Annotated in this window: 11 protein-coding genes; 7 read left to right on the top strand and 4 right to left on the bottom strand. The window is 71.1% G+C overall.

Annotated features, from left to right (window positions below; genetic code table 11):
• The first annotated feature begins 4 nt into the window (after positions 1–4).
• Together ACFWBW_RS19280 and ACFWBW_RS19275 are read left to right on the top strand one after the other, a co-directional pair.
• Positions 5–1,087 carry a LacI family DNA-binding transcriptional regulator gene (locus ACFWBW_RS19280; RefSeq protein WP_385373943.1) on the top strand — a complete coding sequence of 361 codons (1,083 nt, stop codon included), beginning with the start codon at positions 5–7 and terminating at the stop codon, positions 1,085–1,087.
• A 130-nt stretch (positions 1,088–1,217) separates the two neighbouring features.
• Positions 1,218–1,736 (top strand): proline dehydrogenase, encoded by a 519-nt coding sequence (locus ACFWBW_RS19275; RefSeq protein WP_385373941.1) that lies wholly within the window; start codon positions 1,218–1,220, stop codon positions 1,734–1,736.
• A 75-nt stretch (positions 1,737–1,811) separates the two neighbouring features.
• Here ACFWBW_RS19275 and ACFWBW_RS19270 read toward each other — a convergent pair whose 3' ends face one another.
• Positions 1,812–2,327, bottom strand: coding sequence for a putative immunity protein (locus tag ACFWBW_RS19270; protein WP_385373939.1), 516 nt, complete (start codon positions 2,325–2,327; stop codon positions 1,812–1,814).
• A 126-nt stretch (positions 2,328–2,453) separates the two neighbouring features.
• Positions 2,454–3,767 carry an ROK family protein gene (locus ACFWBW_RS19265; protein WP_385373937.1) on the bottom strand — a complete coding sequence of 438 codons (1,314 nt, stop codon included), beginning with the start codon at positions 3,765–3,767 and terminating at the stop codon, positions 2,454–2,456.
• 196 nt (positions 3,768–3,963) lie between these two features.
• Here ACFWBW_RS19265 and ACFWBW_RS19260 point away from each other — a divergent pair, with 196 nt between their 5' ends.
• From ACFWBW_RS19260 to ACFWBW_RS19240, 5 genes are all read left to right on the top strand, one after another.
• Positions 3,964–5,280: an ABC transporter substrate-binding protein gene (locus tag ACFWBW_RS19260; protein WP_385373935.1), complete on the top strand. Its 1,317-nt coding sequence runs from the start codon at positions 3,964–3,966 to the stop codon at positions 5,278–5,280.
• Between the two features lie 10 nt (positions 5,281–5,290).
• On the top strand, positions 5,291–6,262 hold the full coding sequence (locus ACFWBW_RS19255) for a carbohydrate ABC transporter permease (RefSeq protein ID WP_385373933.1): 972 nt from the start codon (positions 5,291–5,293) through the stop codon (positions 6,260–6,262).
• Positions 6,255–7,163, top strand: a complete 909-nt coding sequence (locus tag ACFWBW_RS19250) for a carbohydrate ABC transporter permease (protein ID WP_385373932.1) — start codon at positions 6,255–6,257, stop codon at positions 7,161–7,163. The genes ACFWBW_RS19255 and ACFWBW_RS19250 overlap by 8 nt, the downstream gene beginning before the upstream one ends.
• Positions 7,160–8,554, top strand: coding sequence for a GH1 family beta-glucosidase (locus tag ACFWBW_RS19245; RefSeq protein ID WP_385373930.1), 1,395 nt, complete (start codon positions 7,160–7,162; stop codon positions 8,552–8,554). Before ACFWBW_RS19250 ends, ACFWBW_RS19245 begins: the two co-directional genes overlap by 4 nt.
• Positions 8,555–8,725: 171 nt before the next feature.
• Positions 8,726–9,643 (top strand): NADP-dependent oxidoreductase, encoded by a 918-nt coding sequence (locus tag ACFWBW_RS19240; protein WP_385374004.1) that lies wholly within the window; start codon positions 8,726–8,728, stop codon positions 9,641–9,643.
• Positions 9,644–9,736: 93 nt separating this feature from the next.
• Here ACFWBW_RS19240 and ACFWBW_RS19235 read toward each other — a convergent pair whose 3' ends face one another.
• A complete protein-coding gene (locus ACFWBW_RS19235; RefSeq protein ID WP_385373928.1) occupies positions 9,737–11,470 on the bottom strand; it encodes a discoidin domain-containing protein in 1,734 nt (577 codons plus the stop codon).
• Between the two features lie 41 nt (positions 11,471–11,511).
• Positions 11,512–12,585 (bottom strand): DUF1996 domain-containing protein, encoded by a 1,074-nt coding sequence (locus tag ACFWBW_RS19230; RefSeq protein WP_385373926.1) that lies wholly within the window; start codon positions 12,583–12,585, stop codon positions 11,512–11,514.
• Between the last annotated feature and the right edge of the window lie 26 nt (positions 12,586–12,611).

Here is a 12,611-nt window from a genome sequence, read left to right as displayed (position 1 = left end):
CGCCATGGACGCAGCGAGCACGGCCACCGGCACCGGTACCGGTACGGCCACCGGCCCTGGCACCGGTACGGCCACCGGCGCCGGCACGGCCCCGACCCTGGAGGACGTGGCCCGCGCCGCCGGGGTGTCCCGGGCCACGGTGTCCCGCGTGGTGAACGGGGTCCGCAATGTGGACCCCGCCATCCAGCAGGCGGTCCAGCGGGCCGTCGCCGCGACCGGGTACGTGCCGAACCGCGCGGCCCGCTCGCTGGTGACCAGGCGCTCGGGCGCGGTGGCGCTGGTGGTCTCGGGCGCTGGAGCGGACACCGGCAGGGTCTTCCAGGACCCCTTCTTCGGGCGGGTGGTGAGCGGGGTCGTACGGGCCCTGCGCCCGCGCGGTGTGCATCCGGTACTGCTGTTCGCCGACGGGGAGGCGGACCGCGCCCAGGTGCTCGCGTACCTCGCTCAGGGCGGCGGCGACGGAGCCCTGCTCGTGACGACGGACGGCCGTGACCCGCTGCCCGGCCTGCTCGCGGGCGCCGGAGTGCCCGCGGTGCTCTTCGCCCGCCCCGCGCCCGGGATCCCGCTGGACTGGGTCGACCTGCGCCACCGCGAGGGCGGGGCGCTGGCCGCGCGGCACCTCCTCGCCCGGGGCTGCCGACGGCTCGTCGCGATCGGCGGCCCGGCGGAGGTCCCGGCGAGCCGGGACCGGGTGGCGGGCTTCCGGGAGGCGGTGGCCGGAACGGCGGTACGGGTGGCCGAGGCCGACTTCACGCTGGACGGCGGCGAGCAGGCGATGCGCGCGCTCCTGTCCGAACGCCCGGATCTGGACGGGGTGTTCGCGGCGAACGACCTGATGGCCCAGGGGGCCTGTCTGGTGCTGCGCGAACACGGCCGCCGGATCCCGCACGACGTGGCGGTGGTCGGCTTCGACGACTCCGGCGCGGCGGTGGCGGCCAGGCCCCGCCTGACGACGGTCCGCCAGCCGGTGGAGGAGATGGCGGCGGAGATGGTGCGCCTCCTGCTCGACCGGGTGTCCGGCGCGGCGGCGTCCGCCCCGGTGGAAGTGCTCTTCGACCCGGAGCTGGTGGTCCGCGACTCGGCGTGAGCGCCGGTCGCTCCCGGAGCCAAAGGGGCGGGGCGTCGGGATGCGGCGCAGTCCGGGCCGCACCCCCGACTGATCCCGTGGTCCGCCACAGGCCCGCGGGATGTACGAGGAGTTCGGCAGACTGGGGCCCATGGACTCAGGACTTGCCGCATTGCTGGGCGCCGCCGTCGGTTCCGCCACCACCCTCGGGGCCGCAATCGTCAACGGCCGCGCCCAGGCGCGGTCACAGCACGCCCAATGGAGCCGAGAGCACCGCCGCGAGGCATACGCCGGCTACCTCAGTGCTCTCCATGACCGTGACATCGCCATGGACGCCGTCCTCGACGCGCTGCGTCCCGATCAGCCCGACCTCGCCGACGTCGGCGAGAAGACAGGCCGCTTCATCGCCCTGGCCCGCGAGGTCCACCGCACCGGCGAAGTCGTCATCCTCGAAGGGCCGTCGTCCCTCGCGGAAGTCGCGGATCGCATAGCCAAGGCCTCCGGCGAGCTCTCACACGTCATGCGGCGGATGGTTGAGAACGCCCGTGCGGGAGACACCACCCACAAGGCCGAGGACACCGCCCTCGCCGCCGAACGCGAGCGAACCCTCTACCAAGCAGTCAAGGAGTTCCGCCTCGCGGCCCGCGGCGTCATCGGCAAGACCGGCTGACCCGGGGATTCTCGGCCCCGGCCGTCCGATCCGTTGAGCGAGGCGCGGTTCAGTCCGAAACCGCGAACGGCGAGGTCAGCAGTCGAAGGCCTGCCAGCAGATGTCGTTGCGCAACCGCTGGTCGTCGAGCACGAGTTCGCGGATCGTCTCCGGGAGCTGCTCGCGTTGCCACCGGCATTCCTGCCGCCCCGCGGCCTCGGCATCGGCCGGCGGCGCGGCAGCGCGTGCCGCCTTGATCGCGTAGGCGGCCGCGCCGAGTTCGTGCGCGGCGACGTGGGCGACGGCCCCGGCCTGGCCTGCGGCGTACGCGGCGTGCCGTGCTGCCCCGCGCAGGTCCCTGGCCGCGCCCATCGCGTGGCCGCCCGCCGCGCGCGATTCGGTCATCGTGACCTCGCCGCGCACCCACGCGCGGGCGTGCTCGATCGCCTGGCGCGGTCGCGGGTCCTCCGGCCGGGCGGCCTCGAACAGGCCGAGGACGTGCTCCGCGCAGGTTGCCGCCCACAGGGCGAGGAGGTGATGGTCCGCGTCGGTGAGGGTCCCGCCCCGGCGGATCGTCGTGAACCGGGGGTCCCGGATCTTGGGGAGGATCATGGTCGGCACTCCTTCGGTGGCATCTGCCCCGGCGCCTGCCCCTGCCCCGGCGCCTGCGCCTGCCCCTGCACTCGCCCCGGCGCCTGCCCCGGCGCCGGCGCCGGCCCCGGCGCCTGCCCCGGCACCCTACCCGCGCCGCGCGGCCGAGCCCCCGCGCGTCTGGAGGGACGTCTGCCAGCCCGGGGCCTCCGTCGTGGGCTCCGGCGGGGTGCGGCGGCCGCCCGTGGTGAAGAAGGCCGCCAGGGGGAGGGTGGCCGCGCCCACCGTGACCGCGTCCGGGCCCAGGGAGCCCATGTCGATGGTGACCCGCGCCGCCGGATGGCGCAGCGAGTAGCGCGTCGCGTGCTCCCGTACCGCCGGGAGGATGTGCGGGCCCAGCATCAGGCCGGCCCAGCCGCCGATCAGGATCCGCTCCGGCTGGAAGAGGTTGATGACGTCCGACAGGCCCGCGCCCAGGTACTCCGCGGTCTCGTCGAGCACGTCGAGCGCGATCGGGTCCCCGTCGCCGGCCGCCGCCAGCAGCGCGGCCAGTGCGTCCTCCTCGTCCCCGGCGACCGAGTCCCCGCCGCCGCCCCGCTCCGCCCACCGGGCCAGGAGGGATTCCGCTCCCGTGTAGGCCTCCAGGCAGCCCAGCGCCCCGCAGCGGCAGCGCCGCCCGCGGACCTGCACGGTCAGGTGGCCCCACTCCAGGGGTGCGCCCCCGGTGGTGGCGCCGTCCGGGGAACCGTCGGTGATCAGGCTCGCGCCGACGCCGGAGCCGAAGAGCACGACCACCGCGTCCCGGGCCCCGCGCCCCGCGCCGAACCACATCTCGGCCTGGCCGAGCGTGCGCGCCCCGTTGTCGATGATGTACGGGACCTCGGGCGGCACGGCTCCCGTGGCGCGCAGCAGCGCCTCCAGCGGGACCGCGTCCCAGCCGATGGTCTGCCCGTGGACCACGGTTCCGCCCGGCGCGTCGCGGTCGACGATCCCGGGCACGCCGATGCCGACGCCCAGGAGCCGGTCCGTCCCCACCCCCGCCCGCTCCAGGACGGTGGCGATCCCGGTCCGTACGTGGTCGACGATCGGGCCGACGTCGTAGCAGCCGCGCGGCTGCAAGGGGAGTTCGGTCCGGGCGAGTTCGGTGAGGGTGAGGTCGAACAGCTCGACCCTGACCCGGGTTTCGCCCACGTCGATGCCGATCATGTGCGCGCTGCCGGGTGCCACGCGCAGCAGCGTGCGCGGGCGGCCGCCGTCGGAGTCGACGATGCCTGCCTCCTCCAGCAGTCCGTCCGCGACGAGTTCACCGACCACGTTGCTGACGGATCCCGAGCTCAGCCCGGTCGCGGGGCCCAGTTCCTGCCGGCTCATGGGCCCGCCGAAGTACAACTGCTGCAGCACGGCGCTGCGGTTGCCCCTTCGCAGGTCCCGCACCGTACGTCCACTGCGCCCCGTGGTCATGTGGCTCCTTCCGCCCTGACGTCGATCGCAACATACCCTTGCGCGACCCCTTGACGCGACCCTTTCACGAGGCTTAACTCACGTCCTAAATTAAGGCCTGGAAAGAGCGGAGTCGCCGAGTACCCGGTTGGGGCCTGGTACTCGCACCGCCGACCCGGCCTTGTCTCCTAACCCTGTCGAAAGGGACCGAGCCGCCATGCGCAGAACCCGAGCCGCCGCCGTCACCGCCGTCACCGTCTCCATGCTCGCAGCCGCCACCGCCTGTGGGGGCGGATCCGCGGACGCGGAGGGCTCCAACAAGGCCCCCAAGGAGATCACCTACTGGGCCTCCAACCAGGGTCCCGACATCGCGGCGGACCAGGCGACCCTCGGCCCGGAGCTGAAGAAGTTCGAGGAGCAGACCGGCATCAAGGTCAAGCTCGAAGTGGTCCCGTGGTCGGACCTGCTCAACAGGATCCTCGCCGCCACCGCTTCCGGGCAGGGCCCCGACGTCCTCAACATCGGCAACACCTGGTCCTCGTCCCTGCAGGCCACCGGCGCCCTGCTGCCCTGGGACGCCAAGAACTTCGAGGCGATCGGCGGCAAGGACCGGTTCGTGGAGTCCGCCATAGGCTCGGCGGGCGCCAAGGGCAAGGACCCGGCCGCCGTCCCGCTGTACTCGATGTCGTACGCGCTCTACTACAACAAGAAGATGTTCCAGGAGGCGGGCATCGATAAGCCCCCGGCCACCTGGGACGAGATGGTCACCGTCGGCCAGAAGCTGTCCAAGGACGGCAAGTGGGCCCTGGGCGCCGAGGGCGCGAACCTCTCGAACAACATCCACCAGGCCTTCGTCTTCTCGCAGCAGCACGGCGCGGAGTTCTTCGACGCGAGCGGCAAGCCCACCTTCGACAGCGCGGCCAACGTCGACGCCGTCAAGCAGTACGTCGACCTGATGGCCAAGGACAAGATCATCGCCCCGGGCAACGCCGAGTACGACAAGAACCAGTCCCTCCAGGACTTCGCCAACGGCAAGACCGCGATGGTCCTGTGGCAGAACGCGGCGAGCAGCTTCAAGGCCCAGGGCATGAAGGAGGGCGACTGGGGCGTGGCTCCCGCCCCCGTCCCGGCGGGCGGCGCGCCCGGCACCGGCAAGAACGTCAACTCCATGGTCGCCGGCATCAACCTGGCCGTCTTCAAGAACACCGACAACATCGACGGCTCCCTGAAGTTCGTGAAGTTCATGACCAGCGACGAGGAGCAGAAGATCCTCAACCAGACCTACGGCTCCATCCCGCCGGTCAAGGCGGCCCAGACGCACCCCGCCTTCGGCACGGAGGACCTGACGGTACTCCGCAACACCCTCTCCACCAGCGCCGCGCCGCTCCCGCAGGTCCCCGAGGAGTCCCAGTTCGAGACCGCGGTCGGTACCGCCGTCAAGGAACTCTTCGCCGACGCCGCGGCCGGCCGTCCGGTGACCACCGAGTCGGTCAAGGCGAAGCTCACCAAGGCCCAGCAGCAGATGCAGAAGTGAGTAACCGTTCATGACCTCCGCCACGGCGGGAAGGGTGCGGCGTACCACTGCCCGGGTACGCCGCACCGGGCGCCTGCGCCGCGCCGCCCTGCCCTACCTCCTGCTCCTGCCCGCCCTGTTCTTCGAACTGCTCGTCCACCTCGTGCCGATGGTGATGGGCATCGTGATGAGCTTCCGGCAGCTGACCCAGTTCTTCATCCGGGACTGGTCCAGCGCCCCCTGGTCGGGCTTCGACAACTACGAACTCGCCGTCGACATCAACAAGCCCGTCGGCGAGGCGCTCCTCAGCTCCTTCTTCACCACTTGCCTGTTCACGTTGCTCTCGGTGGCCCTGTGCTGGTTCCTCGGCACCGCCACCGCCGTGTTCATGCAGGAGACCTTCCGCGGTCGCGGACTCCTGCGCGGGCTGTTCCTGATCCCCTACGCGCTGCCCGGCTACGCGGCCGTCATCACCTGGGCGTTCATGTTCCAGCGGGACAACGGCCTGGTGAACCACGTCATCCACGACCAGCTGGGCCTCGGCGGCGCCGAGCACACCTTCTGGCTGCTGGGGGAGAACAGCTTCTGGGCCCTGCTGATCGTGTCCGTCTGGAAGGGCTGGCCGTTCGCCTTCCTCATCGTGATGGCCGCGCTCCAGAACGTCCCCAAGGACCTCTACGAGGCGGCCGCGCTGGACGGGGCCGGGACCTGGCAGCAGATCCGCCGGATCACACTGCCGTCGGTCAATGCCGTCAACCAGGTCCTGATCCTGGTGCTGTTCCTGTGGACCTTCAACGATTTCAACACCCCCTTCGTCCTGTTCGGCAAATCGGCGCCCGAAGCGGCCGACCTCATCTCCATCCACATCTACCAATCCAGCTTCGTTACCTGGAACTTCGGCACCGGCTCGGCCATGTCCGTCCTGCTGCTGCTCTTCCTGCTGCTGGTCACCGCGGTCTACCTGTTCGTCACGACCCGGGGACGGAAGGAAGCCGATGCCTGACCGCAACAGCCGGGCCGCCCTGCACGGCCGCCCGCGCACGAAGGCCCGTACGAGATCACCCCTCGACCCGCCGATGTCGTTCAAGGTGATCCGGGCCGTCTTCCTCACGCTCCTCGCCGGCTTCGTCGCCCTGCCGGTCTACGTCATGGCCGCCGGCTCGCTCAAACCCCTCAAGGACGTGGCGGGCGAGTTCCGCTGGATCCCCAGCGGGCTCACCATCCGCCCCTACATCGACATCTGGCACACGGTCCCGCTCGCCAAGTACTTCGTGAACTCGCTCATCGTGGCGGGCTCGGCCACCGTCTGCTCGGTGGTGATCGCGATCTTCGCGGCGTACGGGGTGAGCCGCTACCGGTTCCGCGGCAAGCGCCTGTTCACCGTGACCGTGCTGTCCACCCAGATGTTCCCCGGGATCCTCTTCCTGCTTCCGCTGTTCCTGATCTTCGTGAACATCGGCAACACCACCGGGATCGCCCTCTACGGATCCCGCGGCGGCCTGATCCTCACCTATCTCACCTTCTCCCTCCCCTTCTCCATCTGGATGCTCATCGGGTACTTCGACTCGGTGCCCCGCGAGCTCGACGAGGCCGCCACCGTCGACGGCTGCGGACCGCTCGGCGCGCTCTTCCGCGTCGTCATCCCGGCAGCCGTACCCGGCATCGTCGCCGTCGCCGTCTACGCCTTCATGACGGCCTGGGGCGAAGTGCTCTTCGCCTCCGTCATGACGAACGACGCCACCCGGACCCTCGCCGTCGGACTGCAGGGCTACTCCACGCAGAACGACGTCTACTGGAACCAGATCATGGCCGCCTCGCTCGTCGTCAGCATCCCCATCGTCGCCGGATTCCTGCTCCTGCAGAGGTACTTGGTGGCCGGACTCACGGCAGGAGCCGTCAAATGACCCTGTACGCAGAACGCTTCAACGCGGGTACTCCCGACACCGCCCGCGACGCCATCGACCTCTCCGCCCTGCCGCGCGACTTCGTCTGGGGCACCGCCACCTCCGCCTACCAGATCGAGGGAGCCGTCGCCGAGGACGGTCGCGCCCCCTCCATCTGGGACACCTTCACCCGCGTCCCCGGCGCCATCGACGGCGGCCACGACGGGGACACCGCCTGCGACCACTACCACCGGTGGCGGGGCGACATCGACTTGATGCGGCAGCTCGGCACCAACGCCTATCGGCTCTCCATCGCCTGGCCCCGTGTCCTGCCCGGAGGCGACGGCCCGGTCAACGCCAAGGGCCTCGACTTCTACGACCGGTTGATCGACGGCCTGCTCGCCGCCGGCATCGAACCGTCGGTCACCCTCTACCACTGGGACCTGCCGCAGGCCCTCCAGGACCGGGGAGGCTGGCCCGAGCGGGCCACCGCCGAGCACTTCGCCGCGTACGCCGGCATCGTCGCGCAGCGCCTCGGCGACCGCGTCACCCAGTGGGCGACCCTCAACGAACCCCTCTGCTCGGCGTGGATCGGCCACCTCGAAGGCAGGATGGCCCCGGGCCAGAGCGACCTGACCGCCGCCGTACGCGCCTCCTACCACCTGCTGCTCGGCCACGGCCTGGCCGCACAGGCCATCCGTGCCGCAGCACCCGGCGCGCAGATCGGCATCGTCAACAACCTCTCCACCGTCGAGCCCGCCACCGACAGCGACTCCGACCGCGCGGCCGCCCGCCGGATGGACGGCCACGTCAACCGCTGGTGGCTCGACCCGGTGCACGGCCGCGGCTTCCCCGCCGACATGCGGGAGGTCTACGGGGTCGACCTCCCCGAGCAGCCCGGTGACCTGGAGACCATCGCCGCCCCGCTCGACTGGATCGGCCTGAACTACTACTTCCCGCAGGTGGTCACCGCCGACCCGCACGGCGCCGCCCCCTACGCCCGGATGATCGACCGCCCCGACGCCCCGCGCACCGGCATGGACTGGGAGGTCGACGCGGACGGCCTGGAAGCGCTCATCATGCGGCTGACCGAGGAGTACGGGGCCCGGCGCATCCTCATCACCGAGAACGGCTCCTCCTACCCCGACACCGTCGCCCCCGACGGCAGCGTCCACGACCCCGAGCGCGCCGCGTACCTGACGGCCCACCTGGCCGCCTGCGCCCGCGCCGCCCGCCGCGGCGCACCGCTGGCCGGCTACTACGCCTGGTCCCTCCTCGACAACTTCGAATGGGCCTACGGCTACGACAAGCGGTTCGGACTGGTCCACGTGGACTACGAGACCCAGCAGCGCACCGTGAAGACCAGCGGACACCACTACGCGGACGTGATCGCCGCCCACCGCGCCCTGTAGCCTCCCCAGCCCTTCGCGCCCTCCTTCCCTCCCCCCCGGAACCGCTCCGCCGCGCCGCGCTCGCCCCCCCCCCCGGGGCGGGCGCGGCTCTTCGTGGTGGGATGGGGGCCGGGGGGCACGCGACCGGCTCACGGAGAGGCGAGAGGTATGTCCGAGGACCAAGAGGGCACGATGCGGGCGATGACGTACGACACGTACGGCGGAGTGGAGGTGCTCTCCGAGACCCGGATCCAGGTGCCCAAAGTCGGCCCGGGCGAGGTCCTCGTGCGGGTGAGGTGCGCCTCCGTCAACCCCGTCGACTGGAAGATCATGGCGGGCGGGCTGGACGGCCTGATGGACGTCGTGTACCCCGTCGTCCCCGGCTGGGACGTGGCCGGCACGGTCGAGTACGTGGGCATCGACACCCCCGAGTTCACGGCGGGCGACGAGGTCGTCGCCTACGCCCGCAAGGACTACGTCCACGGCGGCACCTTCGCCGAGTTCGTGACCGTGCCGGTACGGGCCCTCGCCCCCAAGCCCGCCTCCTTGACCTGGCAGCAGGCCGCGGGGCTGCCACTGGCCGGCCTCACCGCGTACCAGCTGCTCACGCGCCTGGACACCGGCAAGGAGGACACCGTCCTCGTGCACGGCGCCGCGGGCGGCGTCGGCTCCCTCGGCGTGCAGATCGCCCGGGCGCTCGGGGCCCGCGTCATCGGCACCGCCTCCGCGCGCAACCACGACCGGCTGCGCGAGCTGGGCTGCGAACCCGTCGAGTACGGCGACGGCCTCGCGGACCGGGTCCGCGCGCTGGCACCCGACGGAGTCACCGTCGTCGCCGACTTCGTCGGGGGAGTCCTCGACACCACCCTGGCCGTACTGGCCGAGGGCGGCCGGCACGCCTCCATCGCCGACCACACCGTGCTCGGCTCGGGCGGCCAGTGGATGTGGGTACGGCCCGTCGGCGCAGACCTCGCCGAGCTGGGCCGACTGGCCGACGCCGGACAGCTCACCGTCACCGTCGCCGAGACCTTCCCGCTCGCGCAGCTGCCGGCCGCCTTCGAGCTCAGCCGTGAAGGACACACCGCCGGGAAGATCGTCCTGGAGGTCTGAGCCCGGCGGAGGCTCGGCCGGGAACGCAGAACCGCGCGCCGCCCGGGTCAGGTTCGGGCGGCGCGCGGAGTGTGCGGGGCGTCGGGCCAGGGATCAGGCGTAGACGCCGAAGTGGAACAGGGAGTAGCCGTAGCCGGTGCCCCGCTGGGCCAGTTCGAGCCGTACGTACCGGCCCGACGCGGAGATGTCGAAGTCGTCGATGCCGCCGTCACCGTTGGAAGTGGCGTAAGCCGTCCGCCAGTTCTGGCCGTCGTCCGACACCTTGATGGTGTACGCCTTGCCGTAAGCGGTCTCCCACACCAGCTGGGCGTGCCTCAGCTGCTTCACCGACCCCAGGTCCACCTGGAGCCACTGGGCATCGGACCAAGTCGTCGCCCAGCGCGTGGTGTTGTTGCCGTCCGTGGCCAGCTGCGGACCGCACGGGCAACCGCCGTAGCCGTCGTTCTGGAAGGTCGAGGCGGTCGTGGGCCGGTTCAGCGCCACGTTCGTGCCCGACACCGGCGGCGGGACCACCTTCACCGAGCGCTGCTCGACGCCCACGTTGCCGCGGCCGTCCTTGGCCTTGACGTAGAGCTTCCACGCACCGGTCTTCGCGGGGGCCGTGACCTTGAGCGTCCCGTTGCCCAGGTGGGTCGACGGCACCGAGATCAGGCCGCCGCCCCCGTCCACGTACTTGCTGCCCCAGAGCACCTCGTACGCGAGCTGGTCGCCCTCGGCGTCGGTCGCCGGGGCCTGGATGGTGATCTCCTTTCCGGCCGGGACGGCGCCCGGGTCGGGGACGGAGGGGACGGACACGGTCGGCGGGAGGTTGTCGCCGGCCGTGCTGCCCGCGTAGGCGCGCTTGACCGCGTAGTACATCTTGCGGCGCTCCCCGGCCGGGGTCAGGTTGAACCAGTGCCCGCCGAAGTCGTACTCGGTGCCGTAGTGGAACACCGTGGCGCCCAGGGCCACGCCCCCGTGTCCGGTGACACAGTTCCAGGCGTTGGTGTAGCCGTCGGCCTTGGCCTGGTCGCCGGGCTCCAGCGGGACGCCGTTCGCGTCGTTCGCAACCTCCCACTCACCCGCCGGACCCGTCTCCGTGATGATGTAGGGCTTGGTGTAACCGCCCTGTTGCCAGGCCTGCTTGACCCCGCAGGCCTCCTTGTAGGCGTTGACGGCGTAGAGGTCCAGGTCCGGGGAGTTGCGCTTGTAGTACGTCCATGCGCCCACCCAGGCGTCTGTGGAGGTGACCGGGTGGTTGGCGTCGATGCGGTGGATGGCCTTCGCCACGTCGTTCACGTAGGTCGTGTACGCGTTGCGCTGGTTCTCCAGCTCGGTGCCGGAGTAGCAGTTCTGCAGGCCGAGCACCGACTCGTTGCCGACGTTCCACATCAGGACGGCCGGGTTGTCGCGGTAGGTCTGCACCCACTTGGTGAACTCGGCCAGCATGTTGTTCTTGTACGTCGTGTCCGTGACGTAGTTCGTGCAGCCGCCGCTGCCCGGACCGCCGCCGGGCTGGAGCCAGAAGCCGGCCACGACCTTGACGTTGTTCGCGTTGGCGGCGTCGAACAACTGGGCGCTGCTGCCGTCGGTGCCCCAGGTGCGGATGGTGTTGGCGCCCAGCGACTTCACGTCGGGGAGCAGGCGCGCGGCATCGGCCGGGGAGGGGCCCCAGGTGACGCCCTTGACGAGGTACGGAGAACCGTTGACGGTCAGCTGCCAGTTGCCCTGGGAGCCGGTCACCTTGACCACACTGCCGGCGGCCTGGGCCGGGCCGGCGGGGACGAGGGTGACGGCGCCCGCGAGCAGGGCGGCGGTCGCCACGGTGCTGCGCATGCGGGTGAGCATGCAGGAACCTCCTTGGGAGGGGGTGGGGGGAGGGGGAGTGCTTACGGGAGGCGGCCGTCGGGGCCGAGCACGGTGCCGGCCTCCGGGTGGTACTGGTCGAAGCCGCGGTTGTTGCACTGCAGGCCGCCCTTGATGCACTGGTCGACCATGGCCTTCAGCGTCCGCTCGTCCCACGCGTTGAAGAAGTCGTAGTGGAAGGAGTGCCCGGACCCGCTGGACAGCCTGACCTGCGACATGTCCCCGCTGACGGGGAAGGCCATCTTGAACTCGACCATCGGCACCGCGACCGGGTGGGAGGCCGGGCAGACGTTGTCGTTGTTGCCGGGCTTGGTGACCGGGTAGGCCATGTGCGCCTTGTGGTCCGGGACGTCGAGGTTCTTGCCGTCCCAGCAACTGGGTGACTGCATGCGGATGTTGAGCTGGGTACCGGCCGGGCAGTCGGCCGGGAACTCGGTGTTCTTGAAGCTGTCGCCGCACTCCCAGCCTTCGACCCAGCCCTTGTGCCCGCGGAATTCCGCGGCGGTCTGGGTCGGGCTTCCGACGAGGAACCGCAGACCCTTGGGGAAGGGACGCACGCTCGTGTAGTCGGTGACCCCGGTCTTGTAGTAGATGACCTGGGGACCGGTGGGCAGGACCTTCTGGCTGCCGTTGAAGAGCGTCGGCATCCAGTAGCCGGACAGGTCGCCGACCGCCGTGCAGGCGGTGCTTCCGGCGCTGAGCGAGGCGGTGGTGCTGTTGGCGTTCGTGCCGGTGTTGCCCATGAAGGTGTGGTCGTGGGAGGCGCCGGGACGGCCCGCGTAGACGATCGGGTCGTCCGGTGCGGTCTTGGTGACCGAGCAGTTGGCCTGGAACTCGTGGAAGTAGCGGTCCGGCGGGTTGTTCCACGACGGGGTCACACCGGTGACCTGCGGAACGGCCGGGATGTAGCCGTCACCGTCGGGGTCGTCGCCGCCGGCGAGCGGGGCCACGGCGGCGTGGTTCATGTTCGTGTGGACGGTGCCGGCGTCGGGTGTCGCCTGCGCGGTGAGCGCTGTGGCGCCGAGACCGGCGGCCGCGGTCACGGCGATGGCCGCCGAGACCAGGAATGCGGACAGGGTCCGCGGTCGGAGATTCATCGTTCAGCTCCTTTTGAGGGAGGGAG

Origin of the sequence: Streptomyces sp. NPDC059957, from assembly GCF_042730015.1 — a bacterium.
Classification (GTDB): Bacteria; Actinomycetota; Actinomycetes; order Streptomycetales; family Streptomycetaceae; genus Streptomyces.
The sequence above is the reverse complement of the archived record's forward strand: the minus strand, read 5'-3'. Positions and strand labels throughout refer to the sequence as shown.

What these genes read in the sequence shown, in the direction of transcription:
- ACFWBW_RS19275 (WP_385373941.1), top strand. Translation starts at nt 1,218, where the DNA reads ATGGACTCAGGACTTGCCGCATTGCTGGGCGCCGCCGTCGGTTCCGCC.
- ACFWBW_RS19280 (WP_385373943.1), top strand. Translation starts at nt 5, where the DNA reads ATGGACGCAGCGAGCACGGCCACCGGCACCGGTACCGGTACGGCCACC.
- ACFWBW_RS19255 (WP_385373933.1), top strand. Translation starts at nt 5,291, where the DNA reads ATGACCTCCGCCACGGCGGGAAGGGTGCGGCGTACCACTGCCCGGGTA.
- ACFWBW_RS19240 (WP_385374004.1), top strand. Translation starts at nt 8,726, where the DNA reads ATGCGGGCGATGACGTACGACACGTACGGCGGAGTGGAGGTGCTCTCC.
- ACFWBW_RS19230 (WP_385373926.1), bottom strand. Translation starts at nt 12,585, where the DNA reads ATGAATCTCCGACCGCGGACCCTGTCCGCATTCCTGGTCTCGGCGGCC.
- ACFWBW_RS19270 (WP_385373939.1), bottom strand. Translation starts at nt 2,327, where the DNA reads ATGATCCTCCCCAAGATCCGGGACCCCCGGTTCACGACGATCCGCCGG.
- ACFWBW_RS19260 (WP_385373935.1), top strand. Translation starts at nt 3,964, where the DNA reads ATGCGCAGAACCCGAGCCGCCGCCGTCACCGCCGTCACCGTCTCCATG.
- ACFWBW_RS19250 (WP_385373932.1), top strand. Translation starts at nt 6,255, where the DNA reads ATGCCTGACCGCAACAGCCGGGCCGCCCTGCACGGCCGCCCGCGCACG.
- ACFWBW_RS19265 (WP_385373937.1), bottom strand. Translation starts at nt 3,767, where the DNA reads ATGACCACGGGGCGCAGTGGACGTACGGTGCGGGACCTGCGAAGGGGC.
- ACFWBW_RS19245 (WP_385373930.1), top strand. Translation starts at nt 7,160, where the DNA reads ATGACCCTGTACGCAGAACGCTTCAACGCGGGTACTCCCGACACCGCC.
- ACFWBW_RS19235 (WP_385373928.1), bottom strand. Translation starts at nt 11,470, where the DNA reads ATGCTCACCCGCATGCGCAGCACCGTGGCGACCGCCGCCCTGCTCGCG.